The sequence below is a fragment of the Halovenus marina genome (genome assembly GCF_051414115.1).
Taxonomy (GTDB): Archaea; Halobacteriota; Halobacteria; order Halobacteriales; family Haloarculaceae; genus Halovenus; species Halovenus marina.
This window is the reverse complement of the sequence record NZ_JBLKNZ010000001.1, coordinates 327,729-350,823: the sequence shown is the minus strand read 5'-3', so window position 1 is coordinate 350,823 and position 23,095 is coordinate 327,729. Positions and strand designations below refer to the sequence as shown.

General features: G+C 62.4%; 21 protein-coding genes. 13 read left to right on the top strand and 8 right to left on the bottom strand.

The window, feature by feature from the left end:
- Positions 1–209 precede the first annotated feature (209 nt).
- Entirely contained in the window at positions 210–1,607 is a 1,398-nt protein-coding gene (locus ACMGFL_RS01830) for an MmgE/PrpD family protein (RefSeq protein ID WP_436933828.1), read from the top strand.
- Positions 1,608–1,625: 18 nt separating this feature from the next.
- Here the strand turns inward: ACMGFL_RS01830 and ACMGFL_RS01825 are convergent, their stop codons facing one another.
- Positions 1,626–2,717, bottom strand: a complete 1,092-nt coding sequence (locus ACMGFL_RS01825; protein ID WP_436933827.1) for a hypothetical protein — start codon at positions 2,715–2,717, stop codon at positions 1,626–1,628.
- 162 nt (positions 2,718–2,879) lie between these two features.
- Between ACMGFL_RS01825 and ACMGFL_RS01820 the strand changes: the two genes are divergently transcribed.
- A complete protein-coding gene (locus ACMGFL_RS01820) occupies positions 2,880–3,647 on the top strand; it encodes an enoyl-CoA hydratase/isomerase family protein (protein WP_436933826.1) in 768 nt (255 codons plus the stop codon).
- Positions 3,648–3,774: 127 nt separating this feature from the next.
- Positions 3,775–5,250 carry an ATP-binding cassette domain-containing protein gene (locus ACMGFL_RS01815; protein ID WP_436933825.1) on the top strand — a complete coding sequence of 492 codons (1,476 nt, stop codon included), beginning with the start codon at positions 3,775–3,777 and terminating at the stop codon, positions 5,248–5,250.
- Between the two features lie 22 nt (positions 5,251–5,272).
- On the opposite strand, the gene ACMGFL_RS01810 is transcribed toward ACMGFL_RS01815, so the two are convergent.
- From ACMGFL_RS01810 to ACMGFL_RS01790, 5 genes are all read right to left on the bottom strand, one after another.
- Complete coding sequence (locus tag ACMGFL_RS01810) at positions 5,273–6,268, bottom strand: succinylglutamate desuccinylase/aspartoacylase family protein (RefSeq protein ID WP_436933824.1); 996 nt, start codon at positions 6,266–6,268, stop codon at positions 5,273–5,275.
- Positions 6,269–6,401: 133 nt separating this feature from the next.
- Positions 6,402–7,925: an amidase family protein gene (locus ACMGFL_RS01805; protein ID WP_436933823.1), complete on the bottom strand. Its 1,524-nt coding sequence runs from the start codon at positions 7,923–7,925 to the stop codon at positions 6,402–6,404.
- Between the two features lie 6 nt (positions 7,926–7,931).
- Positions 7,932–8,942, bottom strand: a complete 1,011-nt coding sequence (locus tag ACMGFL_RS01800; protein ID WP_436933822.1) for a branched-chain amino acid ABC transporter permease — start codon at positions 8,940–8,942, stop codon at positions 7,932–7,934.
- Positions 8,939–9,808 (bottom strand): branched-chain amino acid ABC transporter permease, encoded by an 870-nt coding sequence (locus ACMGFL_RS01795; RefSeq protein WP_436933821.1) that lies wholly within the window; start codon positions 9,806–9,808, stop codon positions 8,939–8,941. The genes ACMGFL_RS01800 and ACMGFL_RS01795 overlap by 4 nt, the downstream gene beginning before the upstream one ends.
- Before the next feature lie 41 nt (positions 9,809–9,849).
- Positions 9,850–10,989: an ABC transporter substrate-binding protein gene (locus ACMGFL_RS01790; protein WP_436933820.1), complete on the bottom strand. Its 1,140-nt coding sequence runs from the start codon at positions 10,987–10,989 to the stop codon at positions 9,850–9,852.
- A gap of 220 nt (positions 10,990–11,209) precedes the next feature.
- Between ACMGFL_RS01790 and ACMGFL_RS01785 the strand changes: the two genes are divergently transcribed.
- Positions 11,210–12,151 (top strand): universal stress protein, encoded by a 942-nt coding sequence (locus ACMGFL_RS01785; protein ID WP_436933819.1) that lies wholly within the window; start codon positions 11,210–11,212, stop codon positions 12,149–12,151.
- A gap of 35 nt (positions 12,152–12,186) precedes the next feature.
- Here ACMGFL_RS01785 and ACMGFL_RS01780 read toward each other — a convergent pair whose 3' ends face one another.
- Both ACMGFL_RS01780 and ACMGFL_RS01775 read right to left on the bottom strand, forming a co-directional pair.
- On the bottom strand, positions 12,187–12,801 hold the full coding sequence (locus ACMGFL_RS01780) for a GNAT family N-acetyltransferase (protein ID WP_436933818.1): 615 nt from the start codon (positions 12,799–12,801) through the stop codon (positions 12,187–12,189).
- Positions 12,802–12,909: 108 nt separating this feature from the next.
- Entirely contained in the window at positions 12,910–13,539 is a 630-nt protein-coding gene (locus ACMGFL_RS01775; protein WP_436933817.1) for a cyclase family protein, read from the bottom strand.
- Between the two features lie 113 nt (positions 13,540–13,652).
- Between ACMGFL_RS01775 and ACMGFL_RS01770 the strand changes: the two genes are divergently transcribed.
- The 9 genes from ACMGFL_RS01770 to ACMGFL_RS01730 all read left to right on the top strand — a co-directional run bounded on the left by ACMGFL_RS01770 (position 13,653) and on the right by ACMGFL_RS01730 (position 22,988).
- A complete protein-coding gene (locus ACMGFL_RS01770; RefSeq protein ID WP_436933816.1) occupies positions 13,653–14,849 on the top strand; it encodes a CaiB/BaiF CoA transferase family protein in 1,197 nt (398 codons plus the stop codon).
- A gap of 29 nt (positions 14,850–14,878) precedes the next feature.
- Complete coding sequence (locus tag ACMGFL_RS01765) at positions 14,879–15,487, top strand: DUF1989 domain-containing protein (RefSeq protein WP_436933815.1); 609 nt, start codon at positions 14,879–14,881, stop codon at positions 15,485–15,487.
- Between the two features lie 99 nt (positions 15,488–15,586).
- The gene (locus ACMGFL_RS01760; RefSeq protein WP_436933814.1) at positions 15,587–16,072 is read left to right on the top strand and encodes a (2Fe-2S)-binding protein; all 486 of its coding nucleotides are present in this window, start codon (positions 15,587–15,589) and stop codon (positions 16,070–16,072) included.
- Positions 16,072–18,477, top strand: a complete 2,406-nt coding sequence (locus ACMGFL_RS01755) for a xanthine dehydrogenase family protein molybdopterin-binding subunit (protein ID WP_436933813.1) — start codon at positions 16,072–16,074, stop codon at positions 18,475–18,477. Before ACMGFL_RS01760 ends, ACMGFL_RS01755 begins: the two co-directional genes overlap by 1 nt.
- The gene (locus ACMGFL_RS01750; protein ID WP_436933812.1) at positions 18,477–19,331 is read left to right on the top strand and encodes an FAD binding domain-containing protein; all 855 of its coding nucleotides are present in this window, start codon (positions 18,477–18,479) and stop codon (positions 19,329–19,331) included. Before ACMGFL_RS01755 ends, ACMGFL_RS01750 begins: the two co-directional genes overlap by 1 nt.
- A gap of 42 nt (positions 19,332–19,373) precedes the next feature.
- Positions 19,374–19,994 carry a DUF1989 domain-containing protein gene (locus ACMGFL_RS01745; RefSeq protein WP_436933811.1) on the top strand — a complete coding sequence of 207 codons (621 nt, stop codon included), beginning with the start codon at positions 19,374–19,376 and terminating at the stop codon, positions 19,992–19,994.
- Between the two features lie 271 nt (positions 19,995–20,265).
- Positions 20,266–21,375, top strand: coding sequence for an ABC transporter substrate-binding protein (locus ACMGFL_RS01740; RefSeq protein WP_436933810.1), 1,110 nt, complete (start codon positions 20,266–20,268; stop codon positions 21,373–21,375).
- A 39-nt stretch (positions 21,376–21,414) separates the two neighbouring features.
- The gene (locus tag ACMGFL_RS01735; protein WP_436933809.1) at positions 21,415–22,182 is read left to right on the top strand and encodes an ABC transporter permease; all 768 of its coding nucleotides are present in this window, start codon (positions 21,415–21,417) and stop codon (positions 22,180–22,182) included.
- A complete protein-coding gene (locus ACMGFL_RS01730) occupies positions 22,179–22,988 on the top strand; it encodes an ABC transporter permease (RefSeq protein ID WP_436933808.1) in 810 nt (269 codons plus the stop codon). Before ACMGFL_RS01735 ends, ACMGFL_RS01730 begins: the two co-directional genes overlap by 4 nt.
- Positions 22,989–23,095: the final 107 nt, after the last annotated feature.

Below are 23,095 nucleotides of genomic sequence, written 5' to 3'. Positions count from 1 at the left end.
GACAGACCGTGGCCGTCTCGGATGCTGGGCGTCGATACCCCCGGCGCAGGTGTATACCTGTCGGCGAGAGCGAGGCTGAACGCACTTGGATTGTGACGCTCGCTGACGTCGAACCGGTGCTTGCTGGTGTCGGACCAATACTCGCTTGTGTCGGGTCGGTGCTCGCTGGCGCGGTACCATTAAGCGCTGTCGCCCGCTACTGAGAGAGAATGACGACGGAGTCCACTTCAGCGATGGCCGCGCTCGCCCGGCGCGTCGATTCGCTGGCCGACGAGGAACTCGCCCCAGAGACGGTCACCGACATCGAGCGAGCGTTCGTCGATACCGTCGGCGTGACATACGGTGGTCTCGCTGACGGCGCTGGCGCACGTGTCGTCCGGATCCACGATACCGAGTACGAACAGGGCCGCGTTCCTGAGCACGGGCAGAATCTCGTTCGCGTCCCCGGAACGGACATCCGAACGACGCCGACAGACGGCGCGTTCGTCATTGGAACTGCGGCGCACGCGCTGGATTTCGACGACTCCGTCCCATCGATCCCCGCCCACGTCAGTTGTGTCGTCGTGCCCGCGATTCTCTCGGTCGGTTCGCGTGTCGACGCCAGCGGTCGGGACGCAATCGTCGCGTATCTCGCAGGCTACGAGACAGTCCACGCGCTCGGAGAAGCGGGTTCACCCGGACACTACGACCGTGGCTGGCATCCGACGGGCACGCTCGGCGGGTTCGGCGCGGCCGCGGCGTCGGCGGCCCTCCTCGGACTCGACAGAGAGGAAACCGCGAACGCGCTCGGCCTCGCCGCGTCGATGGCCTCGGGCCTCCGCGCGAACTACGGGTCTGACGGGAAACCGATGCACGCTGGCCTCGCCGCGCGAAGTGGGGTGACCGCCGCGCTCGCGGCCCGCGAGGGTGCGACGGCGACGACTGACGCACTCACGGACGACCACGGCTTCTTCGACCTCTACGGGGATGGTCGGTCACTGGAAGATGCGCCACCGTTGGAGTTGGATCTCGACGGACGCGCGTTCCCGCGTGTCGGCCTGTTCCGCAAGCAGTATCCGTGCTGTCACTGCGCTCACGCGGCGATTGCGGCAGTCTCGTCGATTGTCGCCGAGCGTGACCTCGCTCCGGAATCCGTCGGGGAGGTCAGGGTGTTGGTCTCCGAGATGGGCGCTGCCGCGCTCGACGAGGCGTTCCCCACGACGGCCGACGAGGCGCGGTTTTCGCTCCCGTATCTGCTCGGCCGGGCAGTCCTCGATGGCGCTGTCGGTTTCGGGGCCTTCGAACCGGACGCGTACCGCGACCCCGCCGTCCGGACAGTTGCCGAGCGCGTCCGGATGGACGTCGACGAGAGCCGCGAGACGAGTTCACTCCGGACGACGGTCGAACTCACCACGACGGCGGGGGAGACGGTCCGACGCGAGGACGTGTCCCCGCCGGGGTCGCCGGACAGTCCGATGAGCGAGGCGGCGCTTCGCGAGAAGTTTGAGAACTGTCGGCAGCGACTCGACGACGCCGACCGGTCAACCGCTGTCGAGTCGGACGCGTACCAGTCGCTCAGGGCGCTCAGCAAACAGCCGTCGATTCGGGCGCTCGTCGAGGACCTCTAAACGCTACTCGAAAGCCCATCACCGGGATTGCTGCATGAACTGCTCGTCAGCGACTGTCTCGCCGAGTTCCGCGTCGCGTGCGAGTTCGTAGACGCGCTTCCCGATAGCGGCAAACTGGATCCCGAGACCGACGTTGTTGAGAAAGACCGTCACGCCGTCTGTGGGTTCGGCCTCGCCACCCATGGCGTCGGCGACGTCTTCGACCGGGAGACTGTCGAGGTCGATCTGTTCCGCGTTGGGATGCCAGTCCATCGTCAGCTCCGGAACCGAGTCCATCTCCTCGCCGACAGTCCAGTGGTTCGGGCCGAGCTGGTCGAGCGAGTGGAAGACGATGCGACTCGCATTCGCGAGCACGGAGGGGTCGATTTCGGCCGGAAGCACGCAACTGACGTGCGTGTCCGAATCGATCATCGACCAGTCGACCACCGGTTCGAGTTGGTTGGTCGTGCTGTACACCCAGTCTGCGTCTGCGCAGGCCGCCTCTGCGCTGTCGACGGCCACGATTGACGTGTCGATCCGGTCTGCCATCCGGTCGACGAACGCGGGAGCGCTACTCGGACTGTACACTCGAATCTCCGCTGGCTGTTCGAGTTCGTCGATTGCGAGTACGTGCGCGTTCGCCTGCGCTCCGGCCCCCAGAATGCCGACGGTCGTCGGATCCGGGTCAGCGACTCGCTGTGCGACGAGAACGTTCGTCGCGGCGACGCGGTTCTGCCCCAGATATCCGTCAGGAAGTATCGCTTGCAGCTTTCCAGTCGTGCTGTCGAAGAGCAGACAGAGCCCGACGAAAGAGCCATCCGACGTCGCCGGGAGTTTGACCGACCGGCTCTCACCGTCGACGGTGGGCCACTGCATCAGCAGGGAGTTGAACCGGATCATCCCGGCGTTCATCGACCCCACGACGCCCGTCTGGGTCTTCAGCCGATAGCCGACCGGCGAGTCGTCGACCGTCTCGATGGAGTCATCGGGATCAGTCGTGGCGTGGATGTCCATGTGTGGAAGCGACGCGGCGTCGCCGTTTCCGAGGTCGTCGTAGGCGATAGCCAACGCATCGATGCACTCGCCGACCGTCAGAACCGACCGAACGTCGTCTTCGGTGAGGTGTAACATGGGCTGTCGTGTCTCACTCAGGAGGAGACGACCATAATGGCACCGGCGAGTGCGCACAAATCGCCTCAATCGGGTCACGCTTAAGAAGACAGACGATGAATCGTCGCACATGAGTCTCAACGGAGATGTGAACGAGCACAGTCTGGTTTCGGGGTGTCGACGATGACCGGCATCGACGTGAACGTCTCGGGCAACGTCGGAACGATCACTGTCAGCAACCCGGACAGGAAAAACGCGATCAAGCCAGCCTTCCTGCCCGACATCGCCGACGCGCTCGACGAACTCCGCGACGAGGTTCGGTGTCTCGTCGTCACCGGCGAGGGAGACACCTTCTGTTCGGGATTCGACCTCTCGGAACTCGACGACGACACGACCATCAGAACCTACGAGGACACCTACGAGGAGACGATGACCAAACTCGCCGACTTTCCCTATCCGACGGTCGCGAAGGTCGCTGGCGATGCGGTCGGCGGCGGCCTCGACCTGTGTGTGAGTTGTGACCTACGTGTCGCCACGACGGACGCTCGCTTCGGTGCGCCGACGGCCCGGATCGGCATCGTCTACACCGACCGGGTGATCCGCCAACTCGTCCACACGCTCGGGTCCGTCCGGACGAAAGAACTGCTCTTTACCGCGAATCTGTTCGATGCCGAGTGGGCCGACCAGGCGGGATTTCTGGTCGATGTCGTCGACCCAGATGACTTGGACGACCGGACGGAGAAACTCACTTCGACGATTGCCGGAAACGCACCGCTGTCACTCAGCGCGAGCAAGCAGATCATCGAGACGATACTCGACCACGACAAACTCAGCGACACCGAACAGGAGTTCGTGGGGCGACTCCGGGACGAAGCCTACGAAAGCGACGACGCCGCGGAGGGGCTTGCGGCGATTTCGGAGGGGCGAAAGCCCGAATTCACCGGCGAGTGAGTCCGGTCACGTGCTCCTGAGCTAGCTGCGGTGTCCTCCCCGAGGCCGTTTCGTGTTACTGTCACGAGAGCACGGGGTATTTTCCCGTTCCAGAACGTTTTTATTACTTTGATAAGCATTCACACCCATGGGAGATAGTGCGTTGCTCGAGGTGTCCGACCTCCGGAAGACCTTCGGTGGACTCGTTGCCCTATATGATCTCTCGGTCACAGTGGAGGAAGAAACGATCCATGGTATTATCGGTCCAAACGGAAGCGGCAAGTCGACGTTCTTTAACACTATTTCGGGAGTGTACGAACCTGATAGCGGCACTGTTCGGTTCGACAGCACCGATATCACAGGGTGGTCCCCACATCGCATCGCTCGCCGCGGGATGGCTCGGACATTTCAGATTGCGTCACCCTTCGAGGAACTTACAGTCCGAGAGAATCTGCGAGTCGTCGAGACGCCCGACCGCGTCGACGACGAAGCACGTGCGACCGAACTCCTGAACCGTCTCGACATCGATCACGTTGCGGACAACGAAGCCCGCGAGATCAGCGGCGGCCAGCGGAAGTTACTCGAACTCGCGCGCGTTCTCATGCTCGATCCGGCGCTCGTGTTACTCGACGAGCCGATGGCCGGTGTCAACCCGGCGCTCGTCGACCGCATTCTCGACTTTCTCCAGGACATGAATGAGGAGGGGACGACGTTCATCCTCATCGAACACGACATGGACGTCATTCGACGCGTATCGGATACGATAACGGTCTTCGACCAGGGGTCTGTGGTGGCTCAGGGCGAGTTTCAAGACATCCGACAGGACGATCGCGTTCGCGAGGCCTATCTCGGCACGCCGGACGATGATACGTCACCGATCGATTCGGGAGGATCTGACTGGTCGTCGGAGGAGACTCCGAGACTCTCGGCCTCCAATATTGTCGCTGGCTACGGACAACACGAGGTGCTCCACGATGTCTCGATAACGAGTTGCGATGGCGTCACGTGCGTTTTCGGGCCAAATGGAAGTGGCAAGTCAACGCTCCTGAAGACGATCAATGGTCTCGTTTCGCCCTGGGAGGGCCATGTTGACCACGACGGCGCGGACATTACTGGTTGTAATCCACGCGACGGCGTCCGTAACGGGATCGTCACTGTCTCCCAAGATGGCGGCGTCTTCTCGTCGATGACTGTCAAGGAGAACCTCAAACTCGGCGCTTACGCAATCGAAGACCAGTCCGTCGTCGACGACCGGGTCGAAGAGGTGTTGGAGACGTTTCCCGACCTAGATGGAAAGCTCTCGGACCCGGCGAAATCTCTCTCGGGCGGACAGCAGATGATGCTCAGCTTCGGACAGGCGATGATGACTGGCGCTGACACCTTCTTGCTCGACGAGCCGAGTGCTGGCCTCGCGCCGTCACTCGTCGACGACGTCTTCGAGATGGTCGAGCAGTTCGCTGACGCCGAGGGGCAAGTCATACTCGTCGAGCAGAACGTCAGTGCCGCGATGCGCATCGCCGACTACGTGTATATCCTTGCCCAAGGCGAAATTCAGTTCGAGGGCACCCCGGACGAACTCTCTGACCAGACCGAGATCATGGACGTCTACCTCGGCATGGGGTGATCGGGAACGCGATTCTCCCGCGTTACGGACGGTTCGAGTAGCCGCCTGCGCCGCGTTCGGGCGCGAGTTCGACGACCAGATCCCCCGGTCTCGCAGTCGGGAGCGTGCGAACAGCCATCACGACGCCGTCGACTGGCGCGGCGAGCGAGTCGACTGTCTCACCGGTGACGTCGGTGATCGTCGCCATCTGTTCACCCGCCAACACCCTGTCTCCGCCGCGGACAGTCACGTCCACAAAGCCGCCAGCCGACGCGAACTGAAAGGAGAGATCCTCGTGGAATGTGGGTTCGGTATCCGCGGTGTCTGGCTCAGAACGAACGTCAAGTTCTGCAGTGATCCCTGCGAGAGCGTCCAGATAGTTCTCGAGCGCCCACTCGTAGACCCGAGCGCCGCTCCCGGATTCGACCACGATTGCTGGCGTCTCGCGGCGCGCCAGTTCTGCCGTGAGAAACCCGTCCATCTCGTCGGGATCCAGTTCGACAACGTGTTCGACACCGCCTGCGACGGCCGCCTCGCGGGCACGCCGCTGGACGCCGTTCCCGACTGCCGGAACGTACGCAAAACTCGTGTGCATGACGAGCTGTTCGTCTGCGCTGTGGAGGTCGACCACGAAATCAGCCGCCGCCGCTATCTCGAACAGCGTCGCTGCGATCTGCTGTGGGAGTGACCCGTCGGCCGAGCCCGGAAAGGCGTCGTTTACGTCCGCCGACCCGATGTGGACCGGGGCGCCGCGCGCTCGCTCTCGGAATGCTGGTGGGTTTGCGACTGGAATTCCGACGACAGTTCCGGTGATTGCCCCGGGGTCGAGTTCGGTGACGAACTCCCGGACGGCCAATCCGCCGACCGGTTCGTTTCCGTGTACCGCGCCCTGACAGAGGACTGTGGGGCCGTCCGTCGTCCCGTTGACGACGTACGCGTCGATCGTGATCGGCGTCCCGTCGAGGTCTGTCGCGACGTCGACCTCGACCCAGGCGCTGTCGCCCGCTTCCACGACCGTCTCGACCGGTAACTCTGACATACCGGAACGACTTTGGCAAGGAACTTAGCGGTTCCGGGCTGTCAGTAACGGGTGTGCGAAACCCCATCTGTCGTCGACGTACGATTGCGCCGACCGACTAACTGGGTGTGACCACGCAGTTGATCTCGGCTGATCAGGCCGCCCGTCCGTCGTCGCTCGTTGTTACCGTTTGCTCCAGGAACTGGGCGGCGCGGAGCAGCGTCCGGTCGTCGTTCCTGCGTGCGACGAGCATCGCACCGACCGGGAGTCCGTCGACCTCACCACACGGAACGGAGATTGCGGGATGGCCGGTTACGTTGAACGGAGCGGTGTTTGTCACTGTGAAGGCCCGATGGACGCACTCACGCCGCGAGGCGTTCGGATCGCACTCGTGGGCCGTCGTAATTGCCGTCGGTAGCGCGAGCACGTCGACATCCGCCCGGTCAAAGGCGTCGTCGTAGGCAGACGTGAGCCACCGTGAGAGGTTCTTCGCTCGTGCGTAGTGCTGACCGTACTGGTCCTCGTTGAGAAACGACGAGATCATCAGCGTCAGCTTCAACACGGGCGGGAACTTGTCGGATCTGGCACGCCGTCCGCTGGCGAACGCCTCGAGGAGGTCCGTGTCGTAGTGTCCACCGACGAAGCGTCCCACCCCCCCTGTCCGTACAATCTGAGCGACCTCCTCGGTAAGGATCGCTGACCAGACCGGGATTCCGTCGTGGTGTGCAGGTACGTCGACTGATTCGACTCGTGCCCCGGCGTCACCTATCTCCTCGACCGCGCCACGGACGGTCTGATCGACTTCCGGATCCGCGTCATCTCGACCGAATCCCTGATCGAGACGGCCGACGGCGACGTCCCCCTCCGCTTCGAGCGCGCTCTCGAACGGTGGGGGATTGCGTCCGTACGGTGACTGGCGATGGTCGAGTGGGTCGGGCCCGGTCACCGCGTCGAGGACGCGCGCGCAGTCTCGCACCGAGCGCGCGAGTGGTCCTGCGTGGTCGACCGTGTGGCCGCCGCTGACGATTCCCGTGTACGGAACCAGCCCGTAAGTGGGTTTGAGGCCAACACAGCCACACCAGGCGGCCGGAATGCGGATCGATCCCCCCTGGTCGGTGCCGATAGCTGCGTCGACCTCGCCAGCGGCGACGAGCGCCGCGGCCCCTGAGGATGACCCACCAGCGAGGTGATTCGGGTCTCTGGGATTGCGTACGGGGCCGGTCGCCGAGAGTTCCCCCGAGGCCGCTTGCGCAAGGTCGTCCATGTTCGCCTTCCCGACGATGCGAGCGCCCGCGTCGACGAGACGCGTGGTCACGGTCGCATCCTTCGTCGGAACGTAGTCGTCGAATATCTCGGAGCCACAGGTCAGGGAAACGCCAGCGACCGAGATGTTGTCCTTCAGCGCGATGTCGTATCCGGCGAGGGGGCCGGTACCGCCGCCGACGTCACATCTCGTGACCCACGCATTCAATGGATCAGTTTCCGGGAGTTGGCCACCAGACAGCTCTCTGTTCGGTTGCGACACCTCGGGAACGGGGAGGTCGTCGAGTCGTTCATAGGATTCGAGAAATTCGGCGGCGAGGGCCGTGTAATCGTCGAGTTCCTCGTCGGTAAGCTCGAATCCATTTCGACGAGCGAGGGCCCGTATCTCGGCCTCGTCTGGGGGTGCTATCTCCATGTGTGTTCAGGGCTCTTCTTCTCGGTCGAGTCTGTTCTGTACGACGCCAACAACGCCGCCGGGGAGGTAGACGAACAGGAGGATGATCAAGATGCCGTAGATGAGCAGCCTGAATTCGGTCGCGATCCGGAGATACTCCGGAAGGAGGATGACGAACAGTGCTCCGACGAGAGCGCCCGCTGGCTTCGCGAGGCCCCCGACTGCAGCGATCAGGAGGACGTTGATGCTGGTGTCGAGGTTGAACACCGGCGGCGAGATGTACCCGTTCATCGGCGCGTACAGCGTTCCAGCGAAGGCGGCAACTGCTCCGGCGAGAGTGAACGCCAACACGCGATAGTTCCGGGTGTTGATCCCGACTGACTCCGCGGTCTCCTTGTTCTCCCGAATCGCCCGGAAGCGGTCGCCAACCTGAGAGTAGAGGGGGACTCGCATGGCGAGATAGACGACGACGAACGCCAGTCCGATGATGTAGTAGTACAGCACTTCGGTTTCGACGACGTTCAGCAGTGCCGTCGGGAACCACAGTTCTGGCGTCGCCATTCCCTGGGAGCCGCCGAACACGTCGGAAAAGAGATTCAACGCCATCACGAACAGCTCGTTGAACGCGAGCGTCGCGATGGCGAGGTAGACGCCGCTCGTCCGGATGACCGACAGACCGAAGGCGAACGCGACGACCGCTCCGATGACTGTTCCGACAGGGATGACCAGCCACGTCACCAGACCGCCGTCCGATAGAAGCACGTACGTGTACGCGCCAATACCAAAGAACGCGCCCTGGCAGAGAACCAGTTGTCCCGTGTAGCCGACTGGCACGATCGCCGAGAACGCCAGGATGGCGTACGTGAACACGAGCGTCACGACGATCGTGATCGACGGGACGACCACGAACGGCAAGACCAGCATGCTGATCGCCATAAGGGCGGCGATCGGGAACCGATACTTGCTGATCACACTCGCAGTCGTCTGCAGGGTGCTATCCAGACGCTCTGTCACGGACGTGAAGAAGTTCGGCGTCATGCTAACTCACCTCGCATACCCTCGCGGTTGACGATCAGTATCCCCAGGAGGATGAGGAAGACGACGAACATCCGGAACTTGGCGCCGATGACGATCGCGGTCAGATTCTGGACGACTCCGATGAAGAGGCTGATCGCCAGTGCGCCGCCGAAGCTCCCGATACCTCCGACAACGACGATGACGAACGCGAACGCTGTCAACTGCGCGCCCAGCGTCGGGGTGAGTGAGAACAACATCCCATAGAGGATACCGGTAATTCCGGTCAGTACCGCTCCGATTCCAAAGGTGAGTGGATAGATGCGACTCGGATCGATACCGAGGAGTTCGGCACTATCGGCGTCGTCCGCAAGCGCTCGGATCGCAAGCCCCGTGTAGGTGTACTTCGTGAACAGGAACAGCAGAATCAGCGTGATGACGACGAACACGAGTGTCACCAGCCGGAACACACTGAGCTGGGATCCGAAAAGCATCACCGATCCGAAGTCGGGCGACGGGATCGTTCCGTACGACCCCACGGTGATGTTGAGAAACGCCTCGAACGACAGCGTCAGTCCGAAGGTTGCGAAGAACGCGACGATGAGAAAATCGTCCACGTCGTAGAACCGGGCGATGACGAGGCGTTCGGTCACGACACCGGCGACGAACGCGAGTGCGAGGCTGATGAGTGCCGCCGGGAGGAGTCCGACACCGAAACCCAGGAGACCGACCGTCGCGTAGCCTGCGAGTGACGCGTACTCCCCCTGTGCGAAGTTCGGGACGTCCATCACCCCGAATACGAGCGTCAACCCGAGTGCGGTGAGCATCAACAATCCACCGAACACAGCTCCGTTGATGAGTGCGAATAGCAGTTGGTTGAGAGAGATCATGAACTTATCTGAGATACTCAGAACTCGACTGTCCTATACGGCTATGGCTGGACTGGCTCTTCAGCGACGAATGCGGGATTCTGTACGATTTCGCCGTTTTCCTCAGCCCACCTGCCGTACACCGGACGGTAGGCCAGGTTGTACCCGTTTTCGCCGAATTCGATCGACCCGCCGTAGGCTCCATCGTAGGAGATGTCGCGGAGCGTATCTCTGATCGCTTCGGGGTCTGTCGAATCGGTCTCCTCGAGCGCTCGACCAGCGAGACGAACGAGGTCGTATCCCGGGATGTTCAGCGAGTCGGGCGGCGAACCCATCTCCTCCGCCACCGCTTGCGCCTGGTCGCCCGAGGTGTCGATGCTCCACGCGCCAACTCCGACGACGTTTTCGCCCATACCGCTCTGGAAGAGATTTGACCCATACGACGAGTTTCCGACGTGGATCACATCCTCGAAGACGCCGGACTCCTTGAGTTGCGTAACCAAAGTCGGAGCGTTTCCGCCGGGGAACGGCGTAAACACGGCGTCAGTGACGTCGGTGTCTATCTGTTCGATCTCGGGAACGAAGTTCGTCGTGTCCGTCGGGAGGAGTGCGGTGTGATCGACCTCGTAGTCGTAGTTGCTGGCTAGATCCTCGGTAGCCTCCGTGACTGTTTCCCCGAAGGAGTTGTCTGCACCGATGATGGAAACTGCGTTCACGTCCTCACTCTGAAACCACATCGATTGCCCTTTGACTTCCTGAATCGACGACCCCTGTGTTCGGAACGTGAAATCGGTACCGTCCTGGGTCACGTTGGGGTTTGCCGCGATCGTGGCAAACGGAACCTCTTCGTCTTCAGCGACTTCACGCATCGCGAGGGCAGTATCGCTCCCCGGAACACCCACGACGATTGGCGTGTCCTCGTCGATGAGGCTCTGCCCGGCAGAGCGAGTGTCCTCGACCGTCCCGGCACTATCTTCGGTTCGTATCTCGACGTCCATCTCCTCGGTGACCTGATCGGCGGCGACGTTGGCTCCCGACTCCATCGCTTGGCCTGCAGGCCCGAGGGGGCCACTCAGCGGGAGTGCAATCCCGATTGCGCTATCCCAGCTAGATCCACCGCCACCAAACGCAGTACATCCAGCGACGCTGGTCACCGCTGCCATAGCACCGAAGCTCTTGAGGTAGTCACGCCTTGTTGGCATGTGGCATGTGTACAAAGTACCTGTATATAAAGTTAGTGTCAATTGAAGCAGAGATGCCGTATCCGTAGGACAGTCACCGCGTTCAAGCCGAGTGCTCTCTTGGGTTGGGCGGTGCGGATATAATTAACGGATTGATACGTACAACGGTCGTCGTTAACAGGACTAAGCGCTTGGTTTTATTAGGTGATGTGGCTTTGTCTTTCGTGAGTGATTCACGTCCATGACAATTGTCACCGCTGTAAACGAAAAGGAGGGTTCGAGTCGGGCAGTCACCGTCGGGTACGAACTGGCAGAACAGTTCGACGACGACCTGGTCGTCGTACACGTTATGCCACAGAGTGTCTTCGAGAAGCGACAAAGTGCCCGTGCAGGGTCGGGATCGGAGGGCGCGTACGCGGGCGTCGACCCCGAGATGCGTGATACGGGGCGGGGGTCGGCCGAACCGTACACCGTCGACCAGGATGGAAAGCCCGACGCGGCGAACGTCGCGCGCCGCGTCGTCGAGGCAACGCTCGCGGAGTACTCGAACGTCTCCTTCGAGGGGGCGGTGGGCGACCCAGTCGAACAGATGCTCTCCGTCGCAGACGACCAGGACGCGCGATACCTCGTCATCGGCGGGCGGAAGCGAACGCCTGTCGGCAAGGCCGTGTTCGGCAGTACCACCCAGTCCGTGCTGCTCAACAGCGAGCGCCCGGTACTCACCGTTCCAGATACAGCGGCGGAGACGGCCCGGTCCGGGCCTGTCGTTGCGGCCGTGGACCGATCCGATCGGTCTGGAGAGGTGGTGCGTGAAGCGGCGGCGCTCGCCGCAGCAACGGACCGAGACTTGCACGTCGCACACGTGCTCTCGAAGAGTGCGTTCGCTGACCTAGATCGAACGACGAAATCCGGGAGTGGCGACACGGGAGAAGAGATACAGGCGACTGCGACATCGATCGCAGAGGAGGCCGCAGCGTCTGCCGCCGACGATTTTACTGCTGTGGGTCTCACCGGCGAGCCGAGCAAACGAATCGTCGAATACTGCAGCGAACACGATGCAAGCTACGTCGTCACGGCAGGCCGGAAACGGACGCCCGTCGGAAAGGTGCTGTTCGGCAGCGTCACCCAGTCGGTCATCCTGAACGCCGACTGTCCCGTGCTCACGGCGATGGCCGACTCGTAGCGAGCGGGCGACCGAGAACGGAGACTTCGACCGGATTATCGCTCTGCAGGCGGCAGTCGCACGTGGTCGGCGACCGGATGGGGAAAGGCGAGTTCCATCTCGACGTGGGTCCCCTCGAACGTCTCCTCGTACGCATCGCTGGTCATCTCGAAGCCCATCTCCCGGTAGAGGTGGATCGCACGCTCGTTGTGTGGTGAGGCAGAGAGCGTCAGTGCCTCGTACTCGTCGTCCGCGGCGTGTGCGACGAGTTGCTTGACGAGTTCCGAGCCGATCCCCCGGCCCTGATAGTCCTGATGCACGAAGACGACAAATTGCGGCCGGTCGCTCTCGGCCGGAGCGACGCCGATGTGCCCGACGATTTTGTCCTCGATGAGCGCGACCAGATTCCATCCCCCCTCGAACAGCGACTCGACCCAGTCTCGAATGGCCGCTCGCGTCTTGGGCGGAATGCCCATCGTCCGATGGTCCCACTCCACGTCCTCGTACATCGTGACCAGCGACGGGATGTCCTCGCTCTCCAGTGACCGGATGTGTATCGCCGCCCCCTCACGGTCGAAGAATCTCGGACAGCGAGGCGGACAGCCGACCGTCCCCTCACACCCGTTGTTGTCCCAGTTATCGCAGGACTGCGACGCGCTCGATTCGGTCATACGTATCGGTAGGGACTGTCCGATACAAAAGCGTGTGAGTGATTCCCACAGCCTGGGAACGCGGCGTTCACGCGAGTCAGTTCGCTCCGTCGCACTCTCTCCGGGCTGTCAGTTCGCCCCGTCGTCGGTTCTCGCGACTGCGCGGACGGGTGAGGCCTCGAATCCGGCGAGTCGGAGCGGAAGACAGCAAAACGCCACGGTAGAGTGGGTGACTATCTCGTCTGTGTTGGCGAGATACTCGACGATGGGAACGTCTGCACCGAGCAGTGCGTTGTGAACTGGCCGCGTCGAGTCGTCTGGGTCGTCCGTGAGATGGTCGACCGCAACGAGCGAGACGTCTCGGTCGAGCAGCCACGTCGCGGCCTCTTCGGTCAGGTGTGCCGCGGACTCGAAGTACCGGTCGACGTCGCCCGTGACCAGTATCACCCGCTCGGACAGCGACGCTGGGGCCGCTGCGTCGAGGTCGGATTCGGTGACTGCGCCGCCGCTTGCGTCGCGAACGTCGAGCACCGACGCAGGCCCCCAGAGCGTGGACAGCGGTATCTGGTCGACCGTTCGGCCATTCTCGACGTAGTGTGCGGGCGCGTCGACGTGTGTGCCCTGATGGGCTTTCGTCCCGAACCACCGCGCGAGATAGCCGTGTTCCTCGTGTGTCCGGATCGTCTCCGCCTCGAAGGTCGGCAAGTCCGGCAGTGTGGGCATGTCCTCCCGGAGGTCGAGTGTCAGATCAGTCGACATCTGTCTCGGGTAATACTCCGGGTGCAGATAGCAGTTCCGGCGGCTTGCCGAATCGCCCTGTGAAGCGGCAGCGGAATCTTTATTGTCGACACCAGAAAACCACACAGACAGACATGAACGCCCCCTTCGAAGACATTACTGTCGTGGATCTCTCCAGTTACGTGACCGGATCCTTCCCCGGATCGATGCTCGCGTATCTCGGCGCAGAGGTGGTCAAGGTCGAACAGCCAGGGAGCGGCGACCCCAACCGGGACTCGGCCCCCTTCATCGAGGGGGAGTCCGGCTACTTCTGGACGGTGAACTACGGCAAGCGCTCGCTCGAACTGGATCTGAAATCGGATCGGGGCACCGAACTCTTCCACGAACTGGCCGACGAGGCCGACGTGGTGCTCGAGAACTTCCGGCCCGGCGTGACCGAACGCCTCGGCATCGACTACGAGTCGGTCGCAGAGCACAACCCCGAGGTCATCTACTGTTCGATCTCCGGCTTTGGCGAATCCGGGCCGCTCAAGGACAGGCCCGGCTACGACCTGCTGATGCAGGGGATGAGCGGCATCATGTCCGTCACCGGCGAACCCGACGGCCGACCGCTCCGCGTCGGGATTCCGCTCGTGGATATGATCACCGCGATGTGGGCCGGGTTCGGCGTCGCAGGCGCGCTGTATCGACGGCAGGAGACGGGCGAAGGTGACCGAATCGAGATCGGCATGCTCGATGCGGCGATGCCGTGGCTGACGAAACAGGCCGCGAAGGCCTTCGCCGGGGAACCGACGAAGCGACTCGGCACCCGCGACCCCGTCATCGCGCCCTACCAGATATTCGAGACGAGCGACGGATACCTCGCGCTCGGCGTGAACCAGCGCCAGTGGAAGCAACTGTGTGACGCCCTCGACCGCGAAGACCTGATGGAAGACGAGCGGTTCCGCACCAACGAGGACAGAGTCGAACACGTCGACGAACTCGCCGCCGAACTCGAACGCATATTCCGAGAACGGACGACCGAGGAGTGGATCGAACACCTCACCGAAGACCACGGCATCCCGACCGGCCCGGTCTGGTCCATCGAGGAGGTGCTCGAATCCGAACACATCGACGAGCGCGGCGTGATCGATTCGCTCCCCCACACGACTGCTGGCGAGCAACCGGTCATCAACCACCCGCTGAACTTCGAGAACAGCTCCGGCGGCTTCGAGCGACACGCGCCCGTTCTGGGCGAGCACACCAGAGAGATCCTGCACGAGCTCGGCTACGACGAGGAGACGATCGAGGAGTTGTACGAGGACGCGGTCGTCACGGACGAGGAGTCCTGACTGGGCGGACATTCCGGATCGACTGATCCATGACACGCGAAGATATCCAGATCGAGGCGGAGTCTGCGGAGTCATTTACCGTTCGAGCCGGTGAGCGATTTCGCATCCACGCCGACGAGGGACCGCAGGTCGCCGATGCGGTGTTTTTCCTCGAAAACGACCCGCAGATATCCTACGCGTCGGATATGAGCGTCATCGTCAATCAGATCGAAGGAACCGGCGACCTGTGGGCTATCGAGACGCTGTACTCGCGGCCGCCGGACATGCGCCCCCTGCTGACGATCACCGACGACCAGATGGGGCGACACTTCCCGTGGGCTGGCGGGATGTGCTGTTCGCTCCTGTACAACCTCGCTGTCGACGACCCGGACCACCCAAACTGTGCGGACACGCTGCTTGCCGAACTCCGAGCGCACGGCTACGACCTCCGAACCGTGCCGGACGTGTTCAACATCGGGATGAACGTCGACATCGAAGACGACGAACTCGTCTACAGATCCCCGGCGTTCGACGCTGGCGCGTCCATCGAATTCGAGGCCCTCGAAGACCTCTTTGTCGCCATCTCCGCGTGCCCCAACGACACCTCCGTCGTCAACGAGTTCGAGCCGAAACCGCTTCGCATTTCGTTCCCCGACTGACAGCACCGACTGGACAGCCCGTTCGACGGTCACCATCGAGACAGACGGGTGACGAAACCCCACCGAAGACTTAAGATTACGTCAGCCGGTAGTGGGGCTATGCAGGGTCAGAGCGGTCTCGATCTTCAACTAACAGTGAACGGACAGGACGAGGAAGCGACCGTCCCGTCGCGATATCTTCTCTCCGACCTGCTCCGACGGGAGCTGGACTATACGAGCGTCAAACGCGGCTGTGACACGGGCAAGTGCGGTGCCTGTACGGTGTTGCTCGACGGCGACCCGGTGAAATCGTGTAGCGTCCTCGCCGGGCAGGCGCAGGGCAGCGACGTCGAAACTATTGACGGGATGGACGACGAACTCGGGGAAGCGATCAAGGATGCGTTCTCGCGGAACCACGCACTCCAGTGTGGCTTCTGTACGTCGGGCTTTCTGCTGTCGGCGAAGGCGTTGCTCGCGGAGAACCCAGACCCCGACGAGCGCGAGATTCGCGAGGCCCTGCAGGGGAACATCTGTCGCTGTACGGGCTACACCCGCATCTTCCAGGCCGTCGAAGACGCCGCGATCCGAACCTCGGAGGGTGACTAATGGCGGCCGAAGAGGAACTCCGCCCCGAACGAGAGGGGGAACAGCTCAAGGGCCGGTCGGTCGAGCGACTCGAAGACGGCCGCATCCTCAGCGGCCGCAGCGAGTACGTCGACGACATCGAACTGCCGGACATGCTCCACGCCCGCATCTTCCGGAGCAGTCGCGCACACGCTCGCCTCGAAGATGTCGACGTCAGCGAGGCCCGCGAGATGGACGGCGTCGTAGACGTACTGACCGGCGAGGAGGCAAACGAGATGGCCGACCGGTACGGCAAACGCCGGTCGGGGATGACCTCGGACCACCCGCCGCTGGCCGACGAGAAGGTGCGACACACGGGCGAGGGCATCGTCGCCGTCGCCGCGGAGAGTCACTACCGGGCCGGGGACGCCCTCGAAGCCATCGACGTCACCTACGACGCACTGCCGAACGTCCTCGACGCGGAGACGGCCCTCGACGCCGACTCGCCCGAGGAGTTCGTCCACGACGAACTGCAGGACGACCCGGACGTCGACGGCAACATCTGGGGGAACTTCAACATCGACGTCGGTGACGTCGACGAGGCATTCGCGTCGGCAGACCACGTCGTCGAGATGACGATGAAGACCTCACGCCCCTCCGCAGTGCCGATGGAGACCCACGGGGCCGTCGCCGAGTACGACCCGGCAGACGAGAAACTCACGCTGTACACCTGCACGCAGGAGGCACACCAGGTTCGCACCGACCTCGCGAACGTGCTCGGAATGCCGATGAACAAGGTTCGTGTCCAGCAACCCGAGAACATGGGCGGTGGCTTCGGGCACAAACTGGAGCTACACGAAAACGAGGTAGTCGCGGCCCTGCTTGCGATCCGAAACGAACGGCCAGTCAAGGTCGTGCTCGGTCGCACCGAAGAGTTTCAGGCGACACGCGCCCGCCAGCCGCAGATCCACGAGATGGCGCTCGCGCTGGACGAAGACGGCACCTTTCGTGCGATCCGTGACGAGATTACAGCGGAGGCCGGTGCCTACGCAGGGCTGACAAAGCCCGGGATGTGGGTGTCGTGTAACTTCATCGCGCCGCCGTACTGGATCGAGAACATCGACATCGGCGGGCAGTGTGTGTTCACGAACACGGTGCCATCGGGCGCGTATCGGGGCTTCGGGCTGACCCAGGCCGCGACTGCACGGGAGGCACTGCTCGATAAGGCCGCCGCGGAACTCGGCTTCGACCCGTGGGAACTCCGGCGGCGAAACCTCCCATCGAACGAGGAATGCCCGACGGACCATCCGATCGGCTTTCACCTCGACTCCTGTGGCATCCTCGAATGCTTCGACCTCGTCGAGGAGGACATCGACTGGGAACTGCTCGACACAGACACCGACGACGGCGTCGTCCGGGGCCTGGGCGTCGCTGGCGCGATGCACGTCAGCAGCGCTCAGCGACCGGCCTACACCTCCGACAACAGTTCGGTGACGATCCGGATGGAAGAGGACGGGTCGGTCGCGGTGGCAAACGACCAGTGTCCGATGGGCACCGGGATCGAAACCGCGCTCGCTCAGATCGTCGCGGACGAACTCGGCATCGACCACACGTCGATCGATCTGGACTTCGCCGATTCGGAGACGACGCCGTTCGGTCTCGGCTCGTGGGGCAGTCGGGGCATCGCAATCTCCGGCAGCGCGGCCTACGAGGCCGCGCGCACGGTCAGAGACAAACTCCGGCGCATCGCTGGCTTCCAGCTCGACGCCGACCCGTCGACGCTCGTCGTCGAGGGCGGAGCAGTGTTCGACCCCGACGATCCCTCTCGATCACTCTCGATCCCAGATCTGGCCTACGACGCCCACTACAATGGGACGAAACTCCCCGATGGGATGACCGCTGGCGCGGTGCAGGTGACAGAATCGTTCGACAACCCCGCACCCGGCCCGCTCGACGAGCACGGTCGCTCCGACATCGCCGTCAACTATCCGACGAACGTCCACGCGGCGGTCGTCGAGGTCGACGCCGAAACCGGCGATCTAGAGATTCTCGATTACGCAATCGCCGACGACGTCGGTGAGGTGATCAACCCGATGATCGTCGAGGGACAGATTCAGGGCGGCACCGTCCAGGGCATCGGGATGGCAATCGGCGAGGATCTGGAGTACAATCCGAACGGCCAGCTCGTAAACGGGAGCATGGAAGACTATCAGATCCCACTCGCTGCCGAGACGCCAATACTGACGAAAATCGCCGAGGCCGACACCACCTCCGAGCGCGCGCCGCTGGGAACCAAAGGCGTCGGCGAGAGCGGCGCAATCCCGAGTCCAGCGGCGATTCTCAACGCCGTCAACGACGCGCTGCTCGGTGAGTACATCGACGAACCGGCGACGACGCTCCCGCTGACCGGTGAGACCATCTTTTCGCTGTGTCGAGGTGAGGAGTAATGCAACAGATCGAATACCTCCGACCCGAGACGGTCGAGGAAGCGACCGAGATGCTCGCCGAACACGGGGGCAACGCCGTCGTGCTCGCGGGCGGGCAGAGCCTCACGCAGATGCTCAAACAGCGTCTCGTCGGCGGCGAATACGTGGTCGACATCTCCGCTATCGACGCGCTCGACCGGATCGACGCCGGTTCGGACTCGGTGACAGTCGGCGCGATGGTCACCTACCGGACGCTCCAGAACCACGACCTCGTTCGCGAGCGCGTGCCGGTACTCGCGGAAGCGCTTGGGACAATCGGCGACGTCCAGATCCGGTCCAAAGGAACCTTCGCAGGCGGTATCGCCCACGCGGACCCCCAGGGCGACCCGCCCGTGGTGGCGTCGGCGCTCGACGTGACACTCCAGCTATCGAGTACCGAGGGCGAGCGAACGGTCCCGGCCTCGGACTTCTACTATGGCCTGTTCGATACCGAACTCGAATCCGACGAGTTGCTCACTGGGGTCGAGATCCCGCTGTTACCGCCGGACGCGTACTCGACGTACCGCGCACACGCTCCGCGGAAGGGGGACTACGCGACGGCGTCGCTTGCCGTGATCCTCGAACGGGACGAGGTGACCATCACCGACGCCCGACTGGTGCTTGGCTCCATTCCCGAAAAACCGACGCCGCTCGACGCGGTGACAGACGAACTCGTCGGTGAGGAACTCGACGAGGCGCTGGTCGAGCGCGCCGCCGAGCGCGCCCGTGAGACGGTCACCCCCTACGACGACTACATGGGCAGCGCCGAGTACAAGGAGACGCTCGTCGGCAGACTGACTGCCGACGCGCTGACCGACGCGCTCGAATCGTGGTAATCGGAGGCATATTCTTAAGCGAGTGTAGCACGACGCCTGTACATGGACGTTGCAACGACTGACGTCGTTCCCGCAGAGTCAGCCAGGTCGTATCGGGTCGACGCTGGCCAGCGCTTCCGGATCGTCGCACACGAGGGACCGCAGGTCTGTGATGCAGTCTTCGTCGGTGCCGACGACCACTCGCTGACCTACAGTTCGGATCTGTCCGTGCTGTTCAACCAACTCCAGGGGACAGGCGATATGAATCAGATCGAGACGCTGTACTCGCGCCCGCCGGGGATGGAACCGATGCTGCGTGTGACCGCAGATACGATCGGTCATCACTTCCCGTGGGCGGGTGGGATGTGCAGTTCGTACCTCTACGAGGTGCGCGACGGCGACAGCGACCACCCGAACTGCGCCGACAATCTGCTGGCGGCGCTCAACGAACAGGGACTTGGCCTCACGCGAGTGCCGGAAGTGTTCAACATCGGGATGAACGTCGTCGTCGAGGACGACGAAATCCAGTATCGACCGCCGGAGTTCGAGCGCGGCGACTACATCGAGTTCGAAGCCGAAACGGACCTCATCGTCGCTATCTCCGCCTGCCCGAACGATACGACCGTGATGAACGAATCGTCGCCGAAATCCCTCGAAGTCCAGTTCGAAGCCCCGCCGGAATAGTCGCTCCGGCCGCGAGAGTCGCGGGTTCTCATGTACAGACCCACCGCTGTCTCTCGACCATCTTTCAGCTGCTAAACAGTTGTTATCACGATGCGCTGTGATGCTTGTCAGAAGAGTGTGTCGCCCACTATCATCTAATTGTATCCAAACACGATCAGGATGGAACAATAAGGAACTATTATGCACGTCAGGGCGATCCGTTAGGGTAGACCATCCCATGGTTCGAAGACGCAATTACCTGAAAGGTATCGGTACCGGTGCTGCAGTAGGAATGACCGGACTCGCTGGTTGTCTCGGCGGCGGCGACGACGACGGAGACGACAGCGGTGACGGGTCCGGCGACGGAAGCAGCGACGGGAGCAGCGATGGAAGCGGAGACGGATCCGGCGACGGGTCCGGTGACGGAAGCGGAGACGGATCCGGTGACGGTAGCGGTGACGGATCCGGAGACGGCGGCAGCGAACCGACGTACACCGACATAACACTCGGGTCGGTTCACTACCCGATCATCCCACACGGGTTCCCGCTCGAAGTCGCCCGCCGAAACGGCTACTACGAAGAGTACGGGATCGAAGTCAGCGACATCATCGCACCGCAAGCAGGCTCTGCAGGCCACCGCGTGGTCGCCTCCGGTGAAGTCTCTGCCGCTGTTCTGGGCCCACCGGGCGCTGTCAACGCCTACATGAACGGGTCGCCGGTGTACATCGCGGCGAACGCGAACCCGGTCCCACAGATCGACTTCAGCACGCAGTACGACTCCGACATCGAGGAGATTCAGGACCTCGCTGGCGGACGGATCGCCGTGACCTCGCCCGCCAGCGGAACGGAAGGGCTCGCAAAGCTCTCGGTGATGCGAGCAGACGGCATCTCGCTGGACGACGTCGAGATTGTCTACGCAGGCGGTCTCGGAGAGGCATTCGCCGCGCTGAACGAGGGCGTTGTCGACTGTTGTCTGAACACGCCGCCGACGAACGTTCAGATGTACGAAAACGAGGAGGCCCGGCGTGTCTGGAAATCTAACGAATACGTCCCACACTACCCCGAGGACGTGTTCCTGATGGGTGGCCCGGCGATGAACGACGACCCCGAACTCGGGCGCGGACTACTGAACGCGTGGATCGACGCGGTGCAGTTCATCCGCGAGAACGTCGAGGAAACCGCCGAAATGTGGGCCGACGCGGCCGACCTAGACCCGGCGATCACCCAGGCGGCGCTCGAAGACGTCAACCCCGACGAGTTCTACGGGCTCGAACTGACCCAGGACCACCAGGACACCATCGTCGAGTTCATGCGCGTGCTTGACCTCATCGACGAGGACCAGGAGCCGCCGATGGGCGAGGTCTACCGACCTGAACTCATCCCCGAAGGTCGCTCGCTCTAGGGTCGCACGGACAAGTCACCATCATCCTACTGCTTTCATATGCAAATTCAGTACAAAACCCGAGTTCGGCTGGTCGGAGCAGCTATCCTGATCGCGTTCCTTGCGGCGGTTCAATACGCCGCGACGTCAGGAATGCTCCCGCCGACCGAACTGGTGCCGGTGACCGAGATGGTCTCGACGCTGATGGACCAGGTCAGCTCTGGCGATATCCGTCCGGACTTCTTCGATACCGCGTATCGGGTCTCTGTGGCGTTTATCGCCGCGACGGTCGTCGGCATTCCGACCGGATGGCTGCTCTGGAAAAACGAGACGCTCTGGCGGATACTCGATCCGTTTTTGATCGTGTTGTACGCGACGCCGATATTCGTGTTCTATCCGCTGCTCATCGTCTACTTCGGGCTCGGTCAGTTGCCGATCATCCTGATCGCGTTCGCGATGAGCATCACTGCCATCGTGATCAGTACCGCAAACGGGCTGGACAAGGTGCCAGAGATCTACTTTAACGTCGGGCGGTCGCTCGATCTCTCAACCCTTCAGTTCATCTCACGGGTACAGCTTCCCGCTGCTGTTCCGTACATCTTCACCGGTCTGAAGCTGGGATTTATCTACGCCTTTATCGGTGTGATCGCCAGTGAGTTCATCCTCGCAAACACCGGGCTGGGCTATCTCGTCTCTCTGCACTACGACCGATGGGAGACCGCCGAGATGTACGGCGCGATCATCGCCATCATCCTGCTCGCTATCTTCGTCAACTCGATTGTCATGTACGTCGAAAACCGTCTGTACAGCCGGAGCGTGAGACAATGACACAGAACGTCCGAACCAGGTCGCTGGCGAGTCGGTTGTACCTCAACAAGTACACCCTCGGTCGGCTGCTCGTTCCAGTCGTCCTTCTGATCATCTGGCAACTCGTGGCAATGCAGGTCGGGCCCCGCCTGTTCCCGACTCCGGGGCAGACCTGGGACCGACTCCTCCAGGCATACGAAGCTGGCTGGCTCGTTCCGAACACCCGGAACACTATCTGGGCCGGAACACTCGCATTCCTACTTGCCGCGTCGAGCGGGCTTCTGTTCGGGGTGTTCGTCGGGATGCGGACGTTCGCGTACGATCTGGCAGAGCCCCCGCTCGTCTCGATGTACGCGGTTCCGAAGCTGACCTTCTATCCCGTCTTCCTGTTCGTACTCGGACTGGGATTCAACACGAAGGTCATCTACGCCGCCGCGACCGCCTTCTTCCCGATGGCACTGTTGACGATGCGTGCGATCCGGAACGTCGACGAGACGTACCTCGCGGTTGGAAAGTCGCTCAATCTCAACATCTACCAGATGTTCCGGTACATCATGTTCCCGACGACCATCGTGCAGCTGGTCGTCGCGCTCCGATTGACGTTCAGTTCGATGTTCGTGAGCCTGATCGTCGCAGAACTGTTCGTCTCCCGAGCGGGACTCGGACAGCAACTCCAGCAGGCGATGGGGATCTACGACGCCGAACGAATCATGGCTATCATCGTGGTCATCGTGCTCGTCGCCTTCGTCGTCAACGCGGCCTTCTACTGGGCACAGAAGGCGCTCGAACGGCGCTGGAACATGACTGCAGATAGCATGAACGTCTGAATCCGCCTAACTGTTTTTTCAGTATTCGAGTATCCGTACAGGGGTGGCTGCGAGCTTTGATTCCGGTCGGAAGTTGTGACTGCGAGTGGAGATTTCAGTCTGCAGTG